21 protein-coding genes are annotated in these 20270 nt (G+C 71.0%); 15 read left to right on the top strand and 6 right to left on the bottom strand.

Features of this window, described 5'->3' with window-relative positions; translation table 11 throughout:
* Positions 1 to 17: 17 nt before the first annotated feature.
* The 5 genes from ABZ937_RS23055 to ABZ937_RS23035 all read left to right on the top strand — a co-directional run bounded on the left by ABZ937_RS23055 (position 18) and on the right by ABZ937_RS23035 (position 6153).
* Complete coding sequence (locus ABZ937_RS23055) at positions 18 to 1790, top strand: ABC transporter substrate-binding protein (RefSeq protein WP_361694685.1); 1773 nt, start codon at positions 18 to 20, stop codon at positions 1788 to 1790.
* A 72-nt stretch (positions 1791 to 1862) separates the two neighbouring features.
* A complete protein-coding gene (locus tag ABZ937_RS23050) occupies positions 1863 to 2870 on the top strand; it encodes an ABC transporter permease (protein WP_361694683.1) in 1008 nt (335 codons plus the stop codon).
* Positions 2867 to 3961, top strand: a complete 1095-nt coding sequence (locus tag ABZ937_RS23045) for an ABC transporter ATP-binding protein (RefSeq protein WP_361694681.1) — start codon at positions 2867 to 2869, stop codon at positions 3959 to 3961. Before ABZ937_RS23050 ends, ABZ937_RS23045 begins: the two co-directional genes overlap by 4 nt.
* Positions 3958 to 5430, top strand: coding sequence for a dipeptide ABC transporter ATP-binding protein (locus tag ABZ937_RS23040; protein ID WP_361694679.1), 1473 nt, complete (start codon positions 3958 to 3960; stop codon positions 5428 to 5430). Before ABZ937_RS23045 ends, ABZ937_RS23040 begins: the two co-directional genes overlap by 4 nt.
* Positions 5431 to 5493: 63 nt before the next feature.
* Entirely contained in the window at positions 5494 to 6153 is a 660-nt protein-coding gene (locus tag ABZ937_RS23035) for a trimeric intracellular cation channel family protein (protein WP_361694677.1), read from the top strand.
* On the opposite strand, the gene ABZ937_RS23030 is transcribed toward ABZ937_RS23035, so the two are convergent.
* Complete coding sequence (locus ABZ937_RS23030; RefSeq protein WP_361694675.1) at positions 6062 to 7309, bottom strand: alpha/beta hydrolase-fold protein; 1248 nt, start codon at positions 7307 to 7309, stop codon at positions 6062 to 6064. The two genes, ABZ937_RS23035 and ABZ937_RS23030, sit on opposite strands and share 92 nt — an antisense overlap.
* Before the next feature lie 153 nt (positions 7310 to 7462).
* Between ABZ937_RS23030 and ABZ937_RS23025 the strand changes: the two genes are divergently transcribed.
* The gene (locus tag ABZ937_RS23025; protein WP_361694673.1) at positions 7463 to 8323 is read left to right on the top strand and encodes a thioesterase family protein; all 861 of its coding nucleotides are present in this window, start codon (positions 7463 to 7465) and stop codon (positions 8321 to 8323) included.
* Between the two features lie 8 nt (positions 8324 to 8331).
* On the opposite strand, the gene ABZ937_RS23020 is transcribed toward ABZ937_RS23025, so the two are convergent.
* Together ABZ937_RS23020 and ABZ937_RS23015 are read right to left on the bottom strand one after the other, a co-directional pair.
* Positions 8332 to 8913, bottom strand: a complete 582-nt coding sequence (locus ABZ937_RS23020) for a TIGR03086 family metal-binding protein (protein WP_361694671.1) — start codon at positions 8911 to 8913, stop codon at positions 8332 to 8334.
* A gap of 514 nt (positions 8914 to 9427) precedes the next feature.
* Complete coding sequence (locus tag ABZ937_RS23015; RefSeq protein ID WP_361694667.1) at positions 9428 to 10054, bottom strand: TetR family transcriptional regulator; 627 nt, start codon at positions 10052 to 10054, stop codon at positions 9428 to 9430.
* A 145-nt stretch (positions 10055 to 10199) separates the two neighbouring features.
* Between ABZ937_RS23015 and ABZ937_RS23010 the strand changes: the two genes are divergently transcribed.
* The 3 genes from ABZ937_RS23010 to ABZ937_RS23000 all read left to right on the top strand — a co-directional run bounded on the left by ABZ937_RS23010 (position 10200) and on the right by ABZ937_RS23000 (position 12067).
* Complete coding sequence (locus ABZ937_RS23010; RefSeq protein WP_014675136.1) at positions 10200 to 10367, top strand: hypothetical protein; 168 nt, start codon at positions 10200 to 10202, stop codon at positions 10365 to 10367.
* 31 nt (positions 10368 to 10398) lie between these two features.
* Positions 10399 to 10677 (top strand): DUF4190 domain-containing protein, encoded by a 279-nt coding sequence (locus ABZ937_RS23005; protein WP_361694665.1) that lies wholly within the window; start codon positions 10399 to 10401, stop codon positions 10675 to 10677.
* A 220-nt stretch (positions 10678 to 10897) separates the two neighbouring features.
* The gene (locus tag ABZ937_RS23000; protein WP_361694663.1) at positions 10898 to 12067 is read left to right on the top strand and encodes a cysteine desulfurase family protein; all 1170 of its coding nucleotides are present in this window, start codon (positions 10898 to 10900) and stop codon (positions 12065 to 12067) included.
* A 4-nt stretch (positions 12068 to 12071) separates the two neighbouring features.
* Here ABZ937_RS23000 and ABZ937_RS22995 read toward each other — a convergent pair whose 3' ends face one another.
* Positions 12072 to 12746: an N-acetylmuramoyl-L-alanine amidase gene (locus tag ABZ937_RS22995; RefSeq protein WP_361694661.1), complete on the bottom strand. Its 675-nt coding sequence runs from the start codon at positions 12744 to 12746 to the stop codon at positions 12072 to 12074.
* 60 nt (positions 12747 to 12806) lie between these two features.
* Between ABZ937_RS22995 and mnmA the strand changes: the two genes are divergently transcribed.
* Positions 12807 to 13937 carry a tRNA 2-thiouridine(34) synthase MnmA gene (gene mnmA / locus ABZ937_RS22990; RefSeq protein ID WP_361694660.1) on the top strand — a complete coding sequence of 377 codons (1131 nt, stop codon included), beginning with the start codon at positions 12807 to 12809 and terminating at the stop codon, positions 13935 to 13937.
* Positions 13938 to 13943: 6 nt separating this feature from the next.
* On the opposite strand, the gene ABZ937_RS22985 is transcribed toward mnmA, so the two are convergent.
* Positions 13944 to 14726, bottom strand: coding sequence for an alpha/beta hydrolase (locus ABZ937_RS22985; protein WP_361694658.1), 783 nt, complete (start codon positions 14724 to 14726; stop codon positions 13944 to 13946).
* 63 nt (positions 14727 to 14789) lie between these two features.
* Positions 14790 to 15113: a DUF427 domain-containing protein gene (locus tag ABZ937_RS22980; RefSeq protein WP_361694656.1), complete on the bottom strand. Its 324-nt coding sequence runs from the start codon at positions 15111 to 15113 to the stop codon at positions 14790 to 14792.
* 64 nt (positions 15114 to 15177) lie between these two features.
* Between ABZ937_RS22980 and ABZ937_RS22975 the strand changes: the two genes are divergently transcribed.
* From ABZ937_RS22975 to ligA, 5 genes are read left to right on the top strand one after another with little or no spacing between them, the layout of a single operon-like run.
* The gene (locus ABZ937_RS22975; protein WP_361694654.1) at positions 15178 to 15717 is read left to right on the top strand and encodes a TIGR00730 family Rossman fold protein; all 540 of its coding nucleotides are present in this window, start codon (positions 15178 to 15180) and stop codon (positions 15715 to 15717) included.
* Positions 15718 to 15724: 7 nt separating this feature from the next.
* The gene (locus tag ABZ937_RS22970) at positions 15725 to 16423 is read left to right on the top strand and encodes an SDR family oxidoreductase (RefSeq protein WP_361694652.1); all 699 of its coding nucleotides are present in this window, start codon (positions 15725 to 15727) and stop codon (positions 16421 to 16423) included.
* Complete coding sequence (locus tag ABZ937_RS22965; RefSeq protein ID WP_361694650.1) at positions 16420 to 16803, top strand: hypothetical protein; 384 nt, start codon at positions 16420 to 16422, stop codon at positions 16801 to 16803. Before ABZ937_RS22970 ends, ABZ937_RS22965 begins: the two co-directional genes overlap by 4 nt.
* 32 nt (positions 16804 to 16835) lie before the next feature.
* Entirely contained in the window at positions 16836 to 17843 is a 1008-nt protein-coding gene (locus tag ABZ937_RS22960; RefSeq protein WP_361694648.1) for a methionine synthase, read from the top strand.
* Positions 17844 to 17858: 15 nt separating this feature from the next.
* Positions 17859 to 20054, top strand: a complete 2196-nt coding sequence (gene ligA, locus ABZ937_RS22955; RefSeq protein ID WP_361694646.1) for an NAD-dependent DNA ligase LigA — start codon at positions 17859 to 17861, stop codon at positions 20052 to 20054.
* Positions 20055 to 20270 lie beyond the last annotated feature (216 nt).

Here is a 20270-nt window from a genome sequence, read left to right as displayed (position 1 = left end):
CCGAAAAGTTTCCAACAATGGAGGGGAAAGCGCCCATCATGCGAAGGTCAGCGCTGGCCGCGATCGCGGCCATCGGCACCGCCAGCCTGTTTCTTGCGGGTTGCAGCAAGGCCGATGACAACAAGTCCGAGAACGGCACCAAGTCGGCCGGCGCCAACGCCGCGACCAAGGGCGTCGTCAACGCGTCGGACAAGAAGGGCGGCACGCTCACCTACGAGCTGTCCGACGTCCCGGACTCGTTCGACCCGGGCAACACGTACTACGCGTACATGTACAACCTCAGCCGGCTGTGGGCCCGCCCGCTGATGACCTTCCAGCCCGGTGCCGGCGAGGAGGGCAACACCCTCGTCCCGGACCTCGCGGCGAGCAAGGGCGTCCCGAGCGACGGCGGCAAGACCTGGACGTACAAGCTGCGTTCGGGCCTGACGTACGAGGACGGCTCGCCGATCACCTCGAAAGACGTCAAGTACGCCGTCGAGCGTTCCAACTTCGCGCGTGACGTGCTCTCCCTCGGCCCCAACTACTTCCAGCAGTTCATGGCCGGCGGCGACAAGTACAAGGGCCCCTACAAGGACAAGAGCGCCAAGGGCCTGTCCTCCATCGAGACGCCGGACGACACCACCATCGTCTTCCACCTGAAGCAGGCCTTCCAGGAGTTCGACTACCTGGTCGCCGCCCCGCAGACGGCCCCGGTGCCCAAGGCGAAGGACACGGGCGTCGACTACGTCAAGCACATCGTGTCCTCGGGCTCGTACAAGTTCCAGAGCTACGAGGACGGCAAGCAGGCCGTGCTCGTGCGGAACGAGAAGTGGGACGCCAAGACCGACCCGCTGCGCAAGCAGCTGCCGGACAAGATCGTCGTCAAGCTGAAGGTCAACCCGGAGACCATCGACCAGGACGTCATGGCCGGCAAGGCGATCGACCTGGCCGGTACGGGTGTCCAGGCGGCGACGCAGGCCCAGGTGCTCACCGACCCCGCCAAGAAGGCGAACACGGACAACACCTACGGTGGCCGCCTCGTCTACATGGCGATCAACACCACGGTCGCGCCGTTCGACAAGGTCGAGTGCCGCAAGGCCGTGCAGTACGCCATCGACAAGGTCTCGGTGCAGACCGCCGAGGGCGGCCCGATCCGCGGTGACATCGCCTCCACGGTCCTGCCGCCGGACATCCCGGGCTACGCGAAGTCCGACGCCTACGCCACCAAGGACAGCAAGGGCGACGTCGCCAAGGCCAAGGAGCAGCTGAAGGCCTGCGGCAAGTCGTCGATCTCCACCAACATCTCGGCCCGCTCGGACCGTCCGCAGGAGGTCGACGCCGCCACGGCGATCATCAACTCGCTCAAGAAGGTCGGCATCAACGCCAGCCTCAAGCAGTACCCGTCCGGCAAGTACTTCACCGACTACGCGGGTGTGCCGAAGTTCACCAAGAAGCAGAACATCGGCCTGGAGATGATGCAGTGGGGCGCCGACTGGCCGTCCGGCTACGGCTTCCTGCAGCAGATCCTGAACGGCAAGGCGATCAGCCAGTCCGGTAACACCAACCTGTCGCAGTACGACAGCAAGGACGTCAACGCCCTGCTGGCCAAGGCGATCGGTACTGAGGACAACAACGAGCGCAACAGCCTCTACACCCAGATCGACAAGAAGACCATGGACGACGCCGTCCTGGTCCCGCTGACCTACTTCAAGGTCCTGCTGGGCCGCCCGACGACCTACACCAACCTGGTTTCCACGGCGGCCTTCAGCGGTCAGTACGACTACCTCAACATCGGCGTCGCGTCGAAGTAGCAGCCCCGGAAGGCAGGTGAAGGCATTGGTGCCCGCGGGCTTCGCGGCCCGCGGGCACCAGCGCCGGTCCCCGTGATCTCGTACATCCTCCGCCGGACGTTCGCGGCAGTGATCCTGCTGCTGGTCGTCTCCGCGGTCACCTTCGCCATCTTCTTCCTGCTGCCACGGCTTGCCGGCCAGACAGCGGACCAGCTGGCGCAGCAGTACATCGGCAAGAGCCCGTCGAAGGCGGACATCGCCGCTGTCAAGCACAACCTCGGTCTGGACCAGCCTGTCTACGTCCAGTACTGGCACTTCATCAAGGGGATCGTGGCAGGCTCCACCTACGACCTCGGCCCCACCACGGTGCACTGCGACGCACCCTGCTTCGGCTACTCCTTCAAGAACCACCAGGCGGTGTGGCCGGAGCTCACCTCCCGTATTCCCATCACTCTCTCGCTCGCCGTGGGCGCCGCCGTGCTGTGGCTGATCTCCGGCGTGGTGGCCGGTGTCATCTCCGCGCTGAAGCCGCGCTCGTTCTACGACCGCGCCTTCATGGGTATCGCGCTCTCGGGCGTCTCGCTGCCCATGTTCTTCACGGGCAACCTGGCGCTCCTGCTCTTCACCGTCCAGTTGCCGATCTTCGGCCGCACCTACGTCCCGTTCACCGAGAACCCGGCACAGTGGGCCAACACCCTCTTCCCGGCATGGTGTTCGCTGGCCCTGCTGTACTCCGCCATCTACGCGCGGCTCACCCGCTCGGGCATGCTGGAGACGATGAACGAGGACTTCATCCGCACGGCCCGCGCCAAGGGTCTGCGGGAGCGCACCGTCGTAACCCGGCACGGTCTGCGCGCCGCCCTGACCCCGATCATCACGGTCTTCGGCATGGACATCGGCCTGCTGCTCGGCGGTGCCGTGATCACGGAGTACGTGTTCTCGCTGCCCGGTGTCGGCCAGTACGCGGTGCAGGGCATCACCGACAACGACCTGCCCAAGATCCTCGGCGTCACCCTGCTCGCCGCTTTCTTCGTCGTGATCGCAAATCTTGTGGTGGACGTGCTGTACGCCGCCGCCGACCCGCGGGTGAGGCTCTCGTGACCGAACTCTCCAAGACCGGCGCCGCAGTGGGGGAGCCCACCTCCGGCCGCCAGGCACCCGAAGCCTTCCTGGAGGTCCGTGACCTCAAGGTGCACTTCCCGACCGACGACGGCGTGGTCAAGTCCGTCGACGGGCTCAGCTTCTCGCTGGAGAAGGGCAAGACCCTCGCCGTCGTCGGCGAGTCCGGCTCCGGCAAGTCGGTCACCTCGCAGGCCATCATGGGCCTGCACCGGCTCGGCACGCGCGGCAAGAACGTGCGGATGTCCGGTGAGATCTGGCTGGACGGCCAGGAACTGGTCTCCGCCTCCCCGGACGAGGTGCGCAAGCTCCGCGGCCGCGAGATGGCGATGATCTTCCAGGACCCGCTGTCCGCGATGCACCCCTACTACAAGGTCGGCGACCAGATCGTCGAGGCGTACCGGGTGCACCACAAGGTCAGCAAGAAGGTCGCCCGCGCCCGCGCCATCGAGATGCTCGACCGCGTCGGCATCCCCGAGCCCGCCAAGCGCGTCGACGGCTACCCGCACGAGTTCTCCGGCGGTATGCGCCAGCGCGCCATGATCGCCATGGCGCTGGTGAACAACCCCGAGCTGCTCATCGCGGACGAGCCGACCACCGCCCTCGACGTGACCGTCCAGGCGCAGATCCTCGACCTGATCCGCGACCTGCAGAAGGAGTTCGGCTCCGCGGTCATCATGATCACCCACGACCTCGGTGTGGTCGCCGAGATCGCCGACGACGTCCTCGTGATGTACGGCGGCCGGTGCGTCGAGCGCGGCCCGGCCGACGAGGTCTTCGAACAGCCGCAGCACCCCTACACCTGGGGTCTGCTCGGCTCGATGCCCCGCATCGACCGCGAGACCTCCGAACGGCTCATCCCGGTCAAGGGCTCGCCGCCGAGCCTCATCAACGTCCCCTCGGGCTGCGCCTTCCACCCGCGCTGCCCGTACGCGGACATCCCCAAGGGGAACGTCACCCGCACGGTGCGCCCCGAGCTGGAGCAGGTGGGCACCGGGCACTGGTCCGCCTGCCACCTCTCGGCCGAGGACCGCCAGCGGATCTGGACCGAAGAGATTGCGCCGAAGCTGTGAGTGAGACCAAGAAGACGGACGAGGCCGCCATCCCGCAGCAGGCGCCGGCCACCGAGAGCCCGGCCGACCGTGAGGTGCTGCTCAAGGTCGAGGGTCTGACCAAGCACTTCCCGATCAAGAAGGGCATCCTGCAGCGCCAGGTCGGCGCGGTGAAGGCCGTCGACGGCATCGACTTCGAGGTGCGCAAGGGCGAGACCCTGGGCGTGGTCGGCGAGTCGGGCTGCGGCAAGTCGACCATGGGCCGGGTCATCACCCGCCTCCAGGACCCGACCGGCGGGCAGATCACCTTCGAGGGCCGGGACATCACGCGGCTGAGCACCGGGCAGATGCGCCCGCTGCGCCGCGACATCCAGATGATCTTCCAGGACCCGTACGGCTCCCTGAACCCCCGTCACACCATCGGCTCGATCGTCTCGGCGCCCTTCCGGCTCCAGGGCGTGGAGCCCGAGGGCGGGGTGAAGAAGGAAGTCCAGCGGCTCCTCGAACTGGTCGGCCTCAGCCCCGAGCACTACAACCGCTACCCGCACGAGTTCTCCGGCGGTCAGCGCCAGCGCATCGGCATCGCCCGCGCGCTCGCCCTGAAGCCGAAGCTGGTCGTGGCGGACGAGCCGGTCTCCGCGCTGGACGTGTCGATCCAGGCGCAGGTCGTCAACCTCATGGACGACCTCCAGCAGGAACTGGGCCTGACCTACGTCATCATCGCCCACGACCTCTCGGTCGTCCGGCACGTCTCGGACCGCATCGCGGTGATGTACCTCGGCAAGATCGTGGAGCTCGCCGACCGCACCTCGCTGTACCAGGCGCCGATGCACCCGTACACCAAGGCGCTGATGTCGGCGGTGCCGGTGCCGGACACGAAGCGCCGGGGCCAGAAGAGCGAGCGCATCCTGCTCCGCGGCGATGTCCCGTCGCCGATCGCCCCGCCCTCCGGCTGCCGCTTCCACACGCGCTGCTGGAAGGCGACGGAGATCTGCAAGACGACCGAGCCGCAGCTCGTCGAGCTGAGGCCCGGTCAGCGGGTCGCCTGCCACCACCCGGAGAACTTCGCCGACCAGGCCCCGCAGGACACGGTCCTGCTGTCGGCGGCGAAGAAGGCGTCGGAACTGGTTCCGGACGCGGAACTGAACCAGGAGCCGACGGAGCCCGAGTCCCCGGCCGAGCCCGAGGCCGCGGCGGAGCCGGAGTCCCCGGCGGACGCCGAGGAGCCGACGGCTTCCGAGGAGACGCCGGCCGCCGAGAAGCCGGAGGCTGCCGAGTCCGCAGACGCGGACAAGGCCGCCGGTGCCGACGAGCCCGCCGACGCCGACAAGGCGCCCGCGGCCGACTCCGAAGAGGCCACCGACTCCGAGGAACCGGCGGAGTCCGGGGAATCGGCGGAGTCGACCGCCGGCAAGGCCGGCGACAAGGCCGATGAAGAAGCCGACGGCAAGGCCGCTGACAAGGCTGACGGCAAGGCCGACGAGAAGTAGGACATGCACCTCACCCGCCTGGCTTTGTAAGGTTCACGCCGCCAGGCGGGTGAGAATGTCAGGGTGCAGCTCCAGCAACTCTTCAGTCCCTCCGTCCAGCACGCGCTCGATGTCATCGGCATCTTCGTGTTCGCGATCTCCGGCGCCCTGCTGGCCGTCCGCAAGAACTTCGACGTCTTCGGCATCGCCGTCCTCGCCGAGGTCACCGCGCTGGGCGGCGGACTGTTCCGCGACCTGGTCATCGGGGCCGTACCCCCGGCCGCCTTCACGGACCTCGGCTACTTCGTCACCCCGCTGATCGCCGCGCTCGTCGTCTTCTTCCTGCACCCGCACGTGGAGCGCATCCAGGCGGCGGTGCTCGTCTTCGACGCGGCCGGCCTCGGCCTGTTCTGTGTCAGCGGTACGACGAAGGCGTACAGCTACGGCCTCGGCCTGACCGCGTCGGCGACGCTGGGCCTCGCCACCGCCGTCGGCGGCGGTGTACTGCGGGACGTGCTGGCCAACGAGGTGCCCTCGCTGCTGCGCTGGGACCGCGATCTGTACGCGGTCCCGGCGATCGTCGGCGCCACGATGATCGTGCTGTGCATCCGCTACGACGCGCTGACCCCGTTCACCAGCGGGCTCGCGGTCGTCACGGCTTTCGTACTGCGGCTGCTCGCGATGCGGTTCCACTGGCGAGCGCCGCGTGCCTGGAACCGCCGGTCGACGGTTCGCGAGGAGTAGACCCGGCCACCGAGGTGTCCTGCCCCTGGGCGTGGCTCTGCCCCATCTGCAGCGTCAGCCAGCGGAAGACGGTGTCGACCTGCGGGCGCCACAGCGCCATGGTGTGCCCGCCCGCGCTGCGCGGCAGGAACACCACGCGCACGGTGGTCGGCGCCTTGGCGAGGGACTCCAGGGCCACGCCCGCCTGGTAGCCGTCGCCGGACTCGCCGGACAGGTACAGCGCGATCCGGGGCGGTACGGCGGCCTTCCTCAGCAGCAGATAGGGGTTGTTCGCGGCACGCAGGGCGGGGGTCTGGGCGGCGAGGGAGTTGCGTTCGCCGATCGGGTCGTTGTAACCCGACATGCTCACCGCCGCCCGGTACCGGTCGGGGTGGGCCACGGCCAGCTTCACCGCGCAGTGCGCGCCCGCCGAGTACCCGGCCACCGCCCAGCCCCGGGGCGCCGGCTGGGCCCGGAAGTTGTCCGTGACCATCTTCGGCACGTCGATGCTGAGCCAGCTGTCGGCGTTGACCTGGCCCGGGATGTTGGCGCAGCCGGTGTCCACGCCGGCCAGCAGGTTGGTGCGCGGGGCGACCAGGATGAACGGCGCCACCTCACCGCTCCTCATCAGCGGCAGCAGCTGCTCGTGGGCCTTCATCGACCCGAACCAGGCCTTCGCGGAGCCGGGGTAGCCCGGCAGCAGCTCCACCACCGGGAACTTCTTGTGCCGGTAGGCCGGCTCGTCGTACTGCGGCGGCAGCCAGACGTAGACCTCGGCGTTCACGCCGGAGACCCGGCCCTTGAGCTGGGTGACGCGCACGCCGCCGGCCGCGCGCATGCCGGGTCCGTCGGCCGTCGTGAAGTCCTGTCGCACCTTGGGCAACCGTTTCACCGCTATCCCGCCGGTGCCGTCCCGGCCGAGGTCGGCGGCCTGCTGGACGTGGTTCCCGGTGCCGAGCAGGTCGGCCCAGTTGTCGTACAGGTTGTTCTGGTTGTTGACCAGCACGAAGACCAGCGTGACGGCCGTGCCCTGGGCGAACAGCAGCATCAGCACCCGGGCCGCGGCCCGCAGGGGCCTCGGCCCGCGCATCCGTGACCACAGGAGGAGCGGCACTACGAGGGCGACCACGGCCAGCACGATGGTCGTGTAGAGGAACGGAGTCCCGGTGAGGCTCATGTCCCCATAGAGGGTGTTCGGCGGCCCGGGGTTGTGGATGTGTCCTGACACTTACCGAGAAATTGCCGGAACCTCACCCGGTGGCCGGATCGTGTCATCCGCCCGTCCTCTACAAAGCTACCGCTTAGTAATTTTCTGTTGTACCGTTCAGTCATGCCAGAAGCAGCTTCCGCCCCCGCCGTACAGGCCCTGATCGGCGACAGCGAGTTCGACCGCGACACCGCGGTCACCCGCCGCGAGCCCGGCGTCTACGACATCGACCTCTCGGCCGGCTGGACCATCATCAGCGCCGTCAACGGCGGCTACCTGCTGGCCGTGCTCGGCCGGGCGCTCGCGGACACCCTCCCGCACCCGGACCCCTTCTCCGTCTCCGCGCACTACCTGACCGCCTCCCAGCCCGGCCCGGCGGTCATCCGCACCGAGACCGTCCGCACCGGCCGGACCCTCTCCACCGGCCAGGCCTCGCTCTTCCAGTACGACGCCGAGGGCAACGAGGTCGAGCGCATCCGCGTCCTCGCCTCCTACGGCGACCTCGCCGGCCTCCCCGACGACGTCCGTACGACCGCCACCCCGCCGCCGATCCCGCCGCTGGAGCAGTGCTTCGGCCCCGAGGACGGGCCGGCCCCGGTCGACGGCAGCTCCGCCATCGCCGACCGGCTGATGCTCAAGCTGGACCCCGCCACCCTCGGCTGGGCGCTCGGCGCGCCCTCCGGCAACGGCGAGATGCGCGCCTGGTTCGGCCTCGCCGACGGCCGGGACGCCGACCCGCTCTCGCTGCTCCTCGCCGTGGACGCCCTGCCGCCCACCGCCTTCGAGCTGGGCCTCAAGGGCTGGGTCCCGACGGTGGAACTCACCGTCCACGTCCGCCACCGCCCGGCCCCCGGTCCGCTGCGGGTGTCGATCACCACCCGCAACCTGGCCGGCGGCTTCCTGGAGGAGGACGCCGAGGTCTGGGACAGCGAGGACCGCCTGGTCGCCCAGTCCCGGCAGCTGGCCCGCGTCAGGCTCGGCTGAGCTGTGGTTCAGGTCCGGCTCAGCGGGGTGCGGCCCAGCCAGGCCGCCAGCCGCTCGTAGGCGCCCGCTCCCTCGGGGGCCGGCACCGGCGCGTCGAAGGGGCGGCCCTCCCGGGGTCCGTCGGGCAGGGCCTCGTGCGCGGCGGCGAGCGAGAACTCGGCCAGCTCCGGGTCGAGCGGCAACGGACGGCCCACCGCCTCGGACAGGTCCCACGAGTGCGTGACGATCTCCATCACATACGCCGACAGGGCCGCCCGCCCCGGGATCTCGCCCCACGGAACGCGCACGGTCGACGCCATCCGCTCGTCGCTCTCCCAGGCCTTCAGGGACTGCTCCCGGACCTCGTCGTACGCCTGCGCCCAGGCATCGTCGGGGACGTCGGGCGCGTACAGCGCGACGGACTGACCCTCACCGCCCTCGCCGACGAGGGCGATCCGGCGGGTGCCGCCGACGATGTGGCTCAACAGCGTGCGCACGTCGTACTCGGCGCAGGGAGTGGGCCCGGTCAGCTGATCGGGGCGCACGGTCCGGATGAGCCGGGCCGCCTGGGCCGTGGCGCGGGTGTACAGGGGGCGGGGATCGGTGGCCATGGCGGGCCTTTCTCTGCTTGGGCATGCGGGTTCGGCCGGGTGCTCGGGAGGAGAATTCCCGGGAAACCTGCCACCTGCTGTCAGCCGTTGCTCCGGCCACCCGCACGGCGGGTTCCTGGCGCGGTGAAGTCCGACCGGCCGGAGGTGTCGGTCCGTGCCATCTACGGGACGTCGAGTCGCTGTCCGCGGCCGGCGTCCCGCGGTGTTCTCCGACCGGCGCGTGAAGGTGCGCTACCGGCACAGCGGGGACAAACTCGCCGACGCCTGGGAGGTGCTGCGGCGGCAGGGGAGGAGCGGGACGACGGTGGCGCACCGCGCGGTGACCCACTCCTCAGGCGGGGAAGGGTGCTTGGGGTGCGCGTTGCCTGATGGACAGGGCGGGGACAGGGCGCGCCCAAGAACGCCCTGAGCGGCGTTGGTCGAGTGCGCCCCAGGGCGGACAGGGCGGCTGCGGCGGCCCGGGCGGCGGGCAGCCGGGGCAGGCCGGCGGCCAGGCCCAGCAGGGCTGACCGGCTCAGTCGAGCCAGTGACTGCGGCCGATGGTGATCAGCCGCAGCTGGCGGGTGGCGAGCTGCGTCACCCGCTCCCGCTCGTCCTCCGAGGCCTCCAGCGCCTCCAGGAAGAGGGAGGAGGTGATGAGCATCTGGTCGACGTAGAGGTGCGCGAGCATCGCCAGGTCGTCGTCGCTCCAGCCGGCCGCCTCCGGGTCCTTGGCCAGCTCCGTTTTCACCTCCTCGGCGAACCGGGCGAGTTGCTCCCGGATCGCCTCGCGCACCGGCTGCACCCCGCCGTGCCGCTCGCGTGCGATGAACCGGACGTGCGCCGGGTGCGCGGCGACGTGGTGGGCGACCAACTCGATGGCCCGCGCGATGCGTTCCTCGCTGCCGCCCGTGGTGGAGACCGTCGGCCGCACCATCGGGTGCAGACTGCCCAGCGCCTCGTCGACCAGGGCGACACCGAGGTCGGCGGTCGAGCGGAAGTGCCGGTAGAAGGCGGTCGGTGCGACGCCGACGGCCCGGGTGACCTCGCGCAGGCCCAGACTGCTCAGACTCTGCTCCTCCAGCAGCGCGAGCGCCGCGTCGAGGAACGCCTGCCGGGTCTTCTGCTTCTGGGCCTGCCGGATGCCGAGGGTGTGACTCATGTCATCCAGTTAACAACTGTTCTCCGGAATTTTAAAGCCGTCGGGCGCGCTAGACTCGAAGTCAGTGAACAACTGTTACTACAACTGTTCACCGAAATTTCACACCGGCTGAACACGAGGCATCCCGGAGGGGGGATCTGATCCCATGCTGTTCCTCGTCGCCGCGCTCATGCTGCTCGGAGTCGTGCTGGGCACCGTCGCTCACGCACCACTGACCGTCACCGCCGTCCTGGCCGCCGTCATCGCCGTCTGGCTCGGCGTCTTCGCGATCCGCGAGCGCCACGGCCGCCGCCGTCACACCTCGGCCAACTGACCACCCAAAAGGACTTCAGGAGCTGAGCCCCATGCAACTCACCGCACCGGCCACCGGCCGCACCGACACCCGTCCGCGCACGCGTGACGCCGACGGCATGGCCGTCGCGTCCTTCATCCTCGGCCTCCTCGGCCTGCTCGTCCTCAACCTCTTCCTCGGCCCGATCGCCATCGTCCTGGCCGTGGTCGCGCTGTGGCGCGGCACGACCCGCCGGGGCCGTGCCTACCTGGGCCTGACGCTGGGCATCGCCGACCTGGTCGCCCTGGCGACCGCGATGGAGATCTCGGGCACGCTCTCCTGGAGCCTGTGACAGAGGGTCCCCCGGAGCCGACGGCACGCAGCCGAGCCCCGAGGACGACGGGGCGGCCGCACAGCCGGCAGCCGGCGACGCCGGGCAGGCCGCCACCAAGGCCAGGTGCGGCCAGGCCGAGGCGCACCCCACGGCCGACGGCACCCACCAGGCCCCCCGGCCTCAACGCCCCCACGCGCGGCCGAAGCCAACCGCGGGGGAGCCGTAGAATCACCTCACCATGGCTTACCTCGACCACGCGGCCACGACCCCGATGCTCCCGGAGGCGGCGGAGGCACTGACCGCCCAGCTGAGCATCACCGGCAACGCGTCCTCCCTGCACGCCTCCGGCCGCCGGGCCCGCCGAACGGTCGAGGAATCCCGCGAGACCCTCGCGGAAGCGCTGGGCGCCCGCCCCAGCGAGGTCGTCTTCACCTCGGGTGGCACCGAGGCCGACAACCTCGCCGTCAAGGGCCTGTTCTGGTCCCGGCGCGACGCCGACCCGGCCCGCACCCGCGTCCTGGCCAGCCCCGTCGAGCACCACGCCGTGCTGGACGCCGTGCACTGGCTCGGCGAGCACGAGGGCGCCACCGTCGAGTACCTCCCCGTCGACTCCTGTGGCCGCGTCCACCCCGAGGCGCTGCGCGAGGCCGTCGCCCGCAACCCCGACGACGTCGCCCTGGCCACCGTGATGTGGGCCAACAACGAGATCGGCACGGTCATGCCGATCCGTGAACTCGCCGACGTCACCGCCGAGTTCGGCATCCCGCTGCACGCCGACGCGGTCCAGGCCTTCGGTCAGGTGCCGGTCGACTTCGAGGCCTCGGGCCTCGCCGCGATGACCGTGTCCGGCCACAAGATCGGCGGCCCGTACGGCATCGGCGCCCTGATCCTCGGCCGCGAGCACACCCCCGTACCCGTCCTGCACGGCGGCGGCCAGGAGCGGCACGTCCGCTCCGGCACCCTCGATGTCCCGGCCGTCGCCTCCTTCGCCGTCGCCGGCCGGCTCGCCGCCGAGCAGCGCGCCTGGTTCGCGCGGGAGATCGGCGCCCTGCGTGACCAGCTCGTCGACGCCGTGCGCGGCGCCGTACCGGACGCGATCCTCGGCGGCGACCCGGCGCCCGAGGGCCGGCTCCCGGCCAACGCCCACTTCACCTTCCCCGGCTGCGAGGGCGACTCCCTGCTGCTCCTGCTGGACGCCCAGGGCATCGAGTGCTCCACCGGCTCCGCCTGCACCGCCGGCGTCGCCCAGCCCAGCCATGTCCTCCTCGCCACCGGTACCGACCCGGACCTGGCCCGCGGCACCCTGCGCTTCTCCCTCGGCCACACCTCCACGGAGGCGGACGTGGAGGCCGTCGCCAAGGCGATCGGCCCGGCGGTGGAACGCGCCCGGGCGGCGGGACTGACGTAGGCCCTCAGGGGCGCGCCCGGCGGACCTGCCGCAGGTACCGGTCCCAGTCCCAGTGCGGGCCGGGGTCCGTGTGGTCCGTGCCCGGCACCTCCACATGCCCGATGATGTGCTCCCGGTCGGCGGGTATGCCGTAGCGCCGGCATATCGCCGCCGTCAGGCGGGCCGACGACGCGTACATGGCGTCCGTGAAGGACGAGGCGTCCTCCACGAAGCCCTCGTGCTCGATGCCGACACTGCGTTCGTTGTACTCCCGGTTGCCCGCGTGGAAGGCCACGTCCAGCTCCCGGACCAGCTGGGTGACCCGCCCGTCCTCGCGCACGATGTAGTGCGCCGCCGCCCCGTGCGCCGGGTCCTGGAAGACCTTCACCGCCGACGCGTAGCCGCCCTGCGTGACATGGACGACGACCCGGTCGATCCGGTAGTCGGCCGGCCGGTCCGCCCGCCGGTAGTTCGCCGCCGAGGCCGCCACCCAGCGCGCGCCCCGGAAGTCCACCGCGCCCGCCACCCGCGGCTTGTCCACCCCCGGCAGCCGCCACCACAGACGGGACAGCTCCTCGCGGGCCAGCACGGCCGTGCCCACCGCCGCCGCGGCCCCGCCGACGAGCAGGGCCCGCCGCCCCAGCCGCCGGTCCCCGTCGCTCCCGGCCGTCCCTGTCGTCGCCTCTGTCCGCGCCCCCATGTGGTCGTCAACGGATATCCGGCCGACCGGGTTCCCGCGCCCCCGTACTCTGGAAGGGCTATGACTGACACCCCGCAGCGCCCCCGCCCCCTCCGCGTCCTCGCCGCCATGTCCGGCGGAGTCGACTCCGCCGTCGCCGCCGCGCGCGCGGCGGAAGCAGGCCACGACGTCACCGGCGTCCACCTCGCGCTCTCCGCGAACCCCCAGTCCTTCCGCACCGGCGCGCGGGGCTGTTGCACCATCGAGGACTCGCGTGACGCCCGCCGCGCGGCCGACGTCATCGGCATCCCGTTCTACGTCTGGGACCTCGCCGACCGCTTCCGCGAGGACGTCGTCGAGGACTTCGTCGCCGAGTACGAGGCCGGCCGCACCCCGAACCCGTGCCTGCGCTGCAACGAGAAGATCAAGTTCGCCGCGCTGCTGGACAAGGCGCTGGCCCTCGGCTTCGACGCCGTCTGCACCGGTCACTACGCGAAGGTGATCGTGCGCGAGGACGGCTCCCGCGAGCTGCACCGCGCCTCCGACATGGCGAAGGACCAGTCGTACGTCCTCGGCGTCCTGGACGACAAGCAGCTGGCCCACGCGATGTTCCCGCTCGGCGACACGGTCACCACCAAGGAGGAGATCCGCGCGGAGGCCGAGCGCCGGGGCCTGGCCGTCGCCAAGAAGCCCGACTCGCACGACATCTGCTTCATCGCCGACGGCGACACCCAGGGCTTCCTGGCCCGGCGGCTCGGCAAGGCCGAGGGCGACATCGTGGACGAGTCCGGCGCCAAGGTCGGCACGCACGAGGGCGCGTACGGCTTCACCATCGGCCAGCGCAAGGGCCTCCGGATCGGCACCCCGGCCCCCGACGGCAAGCCGCGCTACGTCCTCGACATCTCCCCGGTGTCCAACACGGTCACCGTCGGCCCGGCCGCCGCCCTGGACGTCACCGCGCTGACGGCGATCAAGCCGCGCTGGTGCGGCACCGCCCCCACCGGACCCGGCACCTACACCGCCCAGCTGCGCGCCCACGGCGGCGAGACCGAGGTGACCGCGGAACCGGTCGACGGCGAACTGCGCGTCTCCTTCACCGAGCCGGTCCGCGGCGTCGCCCCCGGCCAGGCGATCGTGCTGTACGACGGCACGCGCGTGGTGGGCTCGGCGACGATCGCGTCCACCACGCGCGCGACGGCCGCGGCCGGCTAGGCCGGCCTAGCCGGCGAAGAACTCCGCCAGCACCGGCCCCAGCACGTCCGGTTCCACCATGTGGGTCTGGCCCGGCAGGACGCGGTACGTGCCCTGGGGTGCCGCTTCCGCGACGGCCTGGTTCGCCCGGTGCATCCACTCCGGGCTCGCGCCGCCCGCCACCGCGAGCACGGGCACGGAGATCGCGGCGACCCGGTCCCGGGGCAGCAGGCCGTCGCCCATGACCGCGTCGTCGTGGGCGAGGCTGGGGGCGACGGCCTCCATGCCGGCCCACATCGGGGACTGCCGGGCGCGCTGGATCATCTCCTCGCCGAGGCCCGTCAGGCGCAGGAACAGCTCCACCGCGTCCCCGCGCCGTCCCTCCGCGAGCGCCGTGTTCAGCTGCTCCTTGTAGGTGGCCTCGCGGGCGGCACCGCCCGCCAGATGGTCGGCGTACGGCACCTCGTACACCGCCGCCCGCCCGATCGGCAGCCCGCTCGCCGCCGCGTGCAGGACCAGCGCACCGCCCGAGGAGACCCCGAACAGCGCCGCCTCGCCGCCCACCGCGTCGATCAGTGCGGCCAGGTCCTCGACCTCGCGGTCGACCGCGTACGGCGGCGTGTCCCCGCTCTCGCCGCGGCCCCGGCGGTCGTAGACGACGGCCGTGCAGCGGTCGGTGAGGCGGTGGGCCAGGGGCGCCACGGTGCCGCCGGTGGACATCGCGCCGCTCACCAGGATGACCGTGGGTCCCTGGCCCATCACTCCGTACGCGAGGGAGGTGCCGTCGCGGGAAGTCGTCTTCTTGTCCATGCCCGTGCAGACTGCCGCACGGCACGCGACTCACCGGTCACGACACGGCGATGCCGCGCGGCGTCATGAGACCTCGGTGTCGTAGAAGCAGTAGTGGTCCCTGATCTCGGCCACGCCCGGCTTGGGGTCCGGATAGGCCCAGACGAGGTCGGGCGCGTCCGGCAGGGACCAGTAGGACGCCGTGCCCTTGAAGGGGCAGACGGTGTGCGTGTCGGAGGGCGTGAGCAGTTCGAGGCGCACGTCCTCGGCGGGGATGTAGTACCGCACCGGACAGCCCGTCTCGCGCAGCTCCAGCGGACGGTCGGACTCCGCGAGCACCTGGTCGCCGCGCACCACGCGCACGTGCCGCTCGCTCTTCTCGATCGTGATCGTGTGTCCTTGGGTCATACCCGTTCAGCGCCCGGCGGACCGCGCTTCTTCCCGCCCGGGCGGAAACCGTACGGTGGACGCCATGAACATCTGCGTCTTCCTGTCCGCCGCCGACCTCGACGACCGTTACACGCGCCCCGCGCGCGAGTTCGCGGAACTGATCGGCAAGGCCGGCCACACCCTGGTCTGGGGCGGCTCCGACGTCGGTCTGATGAAGGTGGTCGCCGACGGCGTGCAGGAGGCGGGCGGCAGGCTGCTGGGCGTCTCCGTGGAGTTCCTGGCGAACCGGGCGCGGCCCGGCGCCGACGAGATGGTCATCGCGGCCGACCTCGCCGAACGCAAGAAGCTGCTGCTGGAGAAGGCCGACGCCGTGGTGATCATGGTGGGCGGCACCGGCACGCTCGACGAGGCCACCGAGATCCTGGAGCTGAAGAAGCACGGCCGCACCGAGAAGCCGGTCGTGCTGCTGAACACGGCCGGCTTCTACGACGGCCTGAAGCAGCAGTTCCACCGCATGGAGGACGAGGGCTTCCTGCCCCGCCCGCTGGCCGAGCTGGTCTTCTTCGCGGACGAGCCGGTCGGGGCCCTGGCCTACCTGGAGGAGCAGCTCGGCGTCCGGTGATGCGAGCATGGCGGGCATGGCTACTCATGTGATCACCGGGGCCGGTTCCGGCATCGGCGCGGCCGTGACCCGCCGGCTGCACGCGCGCGGGGACGAACTCGTGCTGCACGCGCGCGACGCGGGCCGCGCGAAGGAGCTGGCGGCCGAGTTCCCCGGCGCCCGCACCCTGGTCGGCGACCTCGCGGACCCGGACAGGCTGTCCTGGGCGTTCTCCCACCAGACGCTCCCGGACCGGGTGGACTCCCTGCTGCACATCGCCGGGGTCGTCGACCTCGGCGATGTCGGCGACCTGACCCCGAAGTCCTGGCACCACCAGCTCAACGTCAACCTGATCGCCCCCGCCGAGCTGACCCGGCACTTCCTGCCGCAGCTGCGGGTGGCCCGCGGCCATGTGATCTTCGTCAACTCCGGTGCCGGACTGAGCGCCAACGCCGGCTGGTCCGCGTACGCCGCCTCCAAGCACGGCCTGAAGGCCCTCGCCGACTCCCTGCGCCAGGAGGAGCACGGAAACGGCGTCCGCGTCACGTCCGTCTACCCCGGCCGCACCGCCAGCCCCATGCAGGCCAAGGTCCACCAGCAGGAGGGCAAGGAGTACGACGCCTCGAAGTGGATCGACGCCGAGTCGGTCGCCACGACGATCCTCATGGCCCTGGACCTGCCGAGGGACGCGGAGGTCAACGACCTCACCGTGCGGCCGGGACGGTGACCGCAGCCGCGGGCACCGAGATCCGGGCCTGGCTGGCGGAGGTCTGGCCGCGGACCGAGGCCGCGCTGGTCCTGGCCGGCGGGGACGTGGGCGTGCCGCTCGCGGACCGGCCGGTCCTGGGCGAGATCTTCGATGACGCCGACCTCGCCGAGCTGCGCGGTCTGGCCGCCGACGGCGAGTTCACCGGATCCGTCTGCCGGTGCCCCGGCAGCCTGACGGTGGCGCTGCTCGGCGCGGACGGCGCGGTCATCGGCGCCGCGAGTCTGCACGGTGGGACGGACCTCGCCTGGGAGCGGGGCCGCTTCCGGAACAACCTCGAGGTGGCCGACCCGCAGGGGCTGTGCGCCTTCCTGAGCCGGTACGGCGCCGACTGGTTGTGAGCCGACCGGCCGGCGTTACGTACCCTGCCGGGGTGAGCGAAAACAGCCAGTTCAGGTTCGCCGGAGCCACCGGTGTCGGGTCGCTGCCCGGCGGGGACGCCCGCGAGGCCGCCAAGACCGCCACCGGATCCTTCGAGGACTTCCCGTTTCTCCCGGAGCTGCCCGCGCGCGGGCCCGGCGCCGACATGATCGGCCGCACCGCCGGGATGCTGGTCGAGCTGTACGCGCGCGTGGAGCCCAGCGGCTGGCGGATCGGCGACCGGCCGGGCCGGGACACCAAGCGGGCCCGGTCCTGGCTGGGCGAGGACCTCGACGCCCTGGAGGAGTTCACGCAGGGCTACGAGGGCGATCTGAAGGTGCAGGCCGTCGGCCCGTGGACGCTGGCCGCCGCCCTGGAGCTGAGGAACGGCGAGTCCGCCCTGTCGGACCCCGGCGCGTGCCGGGACCTCGCCGCCTCGCTCGCCGAGGGGCTGCGGCTGCACCTCGCCGAGGTGCGGCGCCGCGTCCCGGGCGCCCGGATCGTCCTCCAGCTCGACGAGCCCTCCCTCACCGCCGTCCTGCGCGGCCAGGTCCGTACCGCCAGCGGCTACCGCACGCACCGCGCCGTGGACCGGCAGCTCGTGGAGGCCACGCTCCGGGACGTCGTCGAGGCGCACGGCGACGGACCGGTCGTCGTGCACTCCTGCGCCCCTGACGTGCCGTTCGCCCTGCTGCGGCGGGCCGGCGCGGCAGCCGTCTCCTTCGACTTCGCGCTTCTCACCGAGCGTGACGAGGACACGATCGGCGAGGCCGTCGAGGGCGGCACCCGGCTGTTCGCCGGTGTCGTGCCGGGCACGGACGGCCCATTGTCAGACCCTGCCGGTAGCGTCATGGGTGTCAGGACGTTGTGGCGCCGGCTGGGGCTGCATCCGGGGCTGCTCGCGGAGGCGGTCACGGTGACCCCGGCGTGCGGTCTGGCGGGCGCTTCCCCTGCCTACGCACGCCAGGCGCTCGCGCACTGCGTCCGGGCGGCGAGATCCCTCGCGGACAACCCAGAGTAACGGGAGGACGACACGGTGGCCGGCGACAAGCAGCAGGCGGAGACGGCAGTGCCCGCCGAGGCACGTGACAAGCACGCGCAGCTCGCTGAACAGATCGAGGAGCACCGCTTCCGGTACTACGTGAAGGACGCTCCCGTCATCAGCGACGCGGAGTTCGACAAGCTCCTGAAGTCCCTGGAGGCCCTGGAGGAGGAGTACCCGGAGCTGCGCACCCCGGACTCGCCCACCCAGAAGGTCGCGGGGTCGTACGAGACGGAGTTCACGGCGGTCGAACACCGCCAGCGGATGCTCTCGCTCGACAACACCTTCAACGACGACGAGCTGGCCGCCTGGGCCGACCGCATCGCCAGAGAGCTGGGCGACCAGGAGTACCACTTCCTGTGCGAGCTGAAGGTGGACGGCCTCGCGGTCAACCTCACCTACGAGAACGGCCGCCTCACACGCGCGGCCACCCGGGGCGACGGCCGCACCGGCGAGGACATCACCCCGAACGTCCGGACGATCGCGGAGATCCCGGACCGCCTCCAGGGCGACGAGGTGCCCGACCTGGTGGAGATCCGCGGCGAGGTCTACTTCCCGATGGAGAAGTTCCTCGAACTGAACGAACGCCTGGTCGCGGCCGGCGACAAGCCCTTCGCCAACCCCCGTAACGCCGCCGCCGGTTCGCTGCGCCAGAAGGACCCGCGGGTCACCGCCACCCGCCCGCTGCACATGGTGGTCCACGGCATCGGCGCCCTGGAGGGCTACAAGGGCATGACCCGCCTCTCCCAGGCGTACGACCTGCTGAAGACCTGGGGCCTGCCCACGTCCACGCACAACCGCGTCGTCGACGACCTCGACGGCGTACGGCAGTTCATCGCGTACTTCGGCGAGAACCGCCACTCCGTGGAGCACGAGATCGACGGCGTCGTCGTCAAGCTGGACGAGATCCGCCTCCAGGGCCGGCTCGGCTCCACCGCGCGGGCGCCCCGCTGGGCCATCGCCTACAAGTACGCGCCGGAAGAGGTCAACACCAAGCTCATCGACATCAAGGTGGGCGTCGGCCGCACGGGCCGCGTCACGCCGTACGCCCAGGTCGAGCCGGTCACGGTCGCGGGCAGCGAGGTGGAGTTCGCCACCCTGCACAACCAGGAGGTCGTCAAGGCCAAGGGCGTGCTCATCGGCGACACCGTCGTCATCCGCAAGGCCGGTGACGTCATCCCGGAGATCCTCGGCCCGGTGGTCGACCTGCGCGACGGCGGCGAGCGGGAGTTCGTGATGCCGGCCGAGTGCCCCGAGTGCGGCACGGCGCTGCGGCCCATGAAGGAGGGCGACATCGACCTCCGCTGCCCGAACGCCCGCACCTGTCCGGCCCAGTTGCGCGAGCGGGTGTCGTATCTGGCGGGCCGTGAGTGCCTGGACATCGAGCACTTCGGCGCGGTGGCCGCCGCCGCGCTCACCCGTCCGCTGGAGCCGGCCGACCCGCCGCTGGTGGACGAGGGCGACCTGTTCGACCTCACGGTGGAGAAGCTGCTGCCCATCAAGGCCTATGTCCTCGACCCCGACAGCGGCCTGCCCAAGCGCGATCCCAAGACCGGCGAGGAGAAGGTCGTCACGGTCTTCGCCAACCAGAAGGGCGAGCCGAAGAAGAACACCCTGGCCCTGCTGGCGAACATCGAGGCGGCCAAGTCCCGTCCGCTCGCCCGCTTCCTGAACGGGCTGTCGATCCGGCACGTGGGACCGGTGGCCGCGCAGGCCCTCGCGCGCGAGTTCCGCTCCGTGGACCGCATCGAGCAGGCGTCCGAGGAGGAACTGGCGGCCACCGACGGCGTCGGCCCGACCATCGCCGCCGCGCTCAAGGACTGGTTCGCCGAGGAGTGGCACCGGGAGATCGTCGCCAAGTGGAAGACGGCCGGAGTCCCGCTGGAGGAGGAGTCGACCGGCGAGGAGGAGGGGCCGCGACCGCTGGAGGGGCTCACGGTCGTCGTCACCGGCACGCTGGAGAACTTCACCCGGGACGGCGCCAAGGACGCACTGCAGAGCCGGGGCGCGAAGGTGGCCGGCTCGGTGTCGAAGAAGACCTCGTTCGTCGTAGTGGGTGACAACCCCGGATCGAAGTACGACAAGGCCATGCAACTGAAGGTTCCTGTGCTGAACGAGGACGGTTTCGGTGTCCTCTTGGAGCAGGGCCCCGAAGCCGCGGCCGAAGTCGCGCTTCCGACCGGGGAGTAGCGGTTGAAGGCCACCCGTTCGGCGCATATCAGTTGCATACGGGTGGCCCGGGCGCATTCGGGCAACCGTCGGAGACCGCTGCCCGTGGAAGCCTTCCGCGGCCTACTGTTGAGGTGTGCGCCTGCCGTGCCCAGCTGCGGTTGGGGCATCTCCGTGCCCTCCAGCGGCGCGGGGAAGGTTTCTTCGACGCGGAGCTGCTGATGGTTGTCGGGCATC

It is taken from the genome of Streptomyces sp. NPDC046727 (assembly GCF_040645635.1).
Lineage (GTDB): Bacteria > Actinomycetota > Actinomycetes > Streptomycetales > Streptomycetaceae > Streptomyces.
The sequence above is the reverse complement of the archived record's forward strand: the minus strand, read 5'-3'. Positions and strand labels throughout refer to the sequence as shown.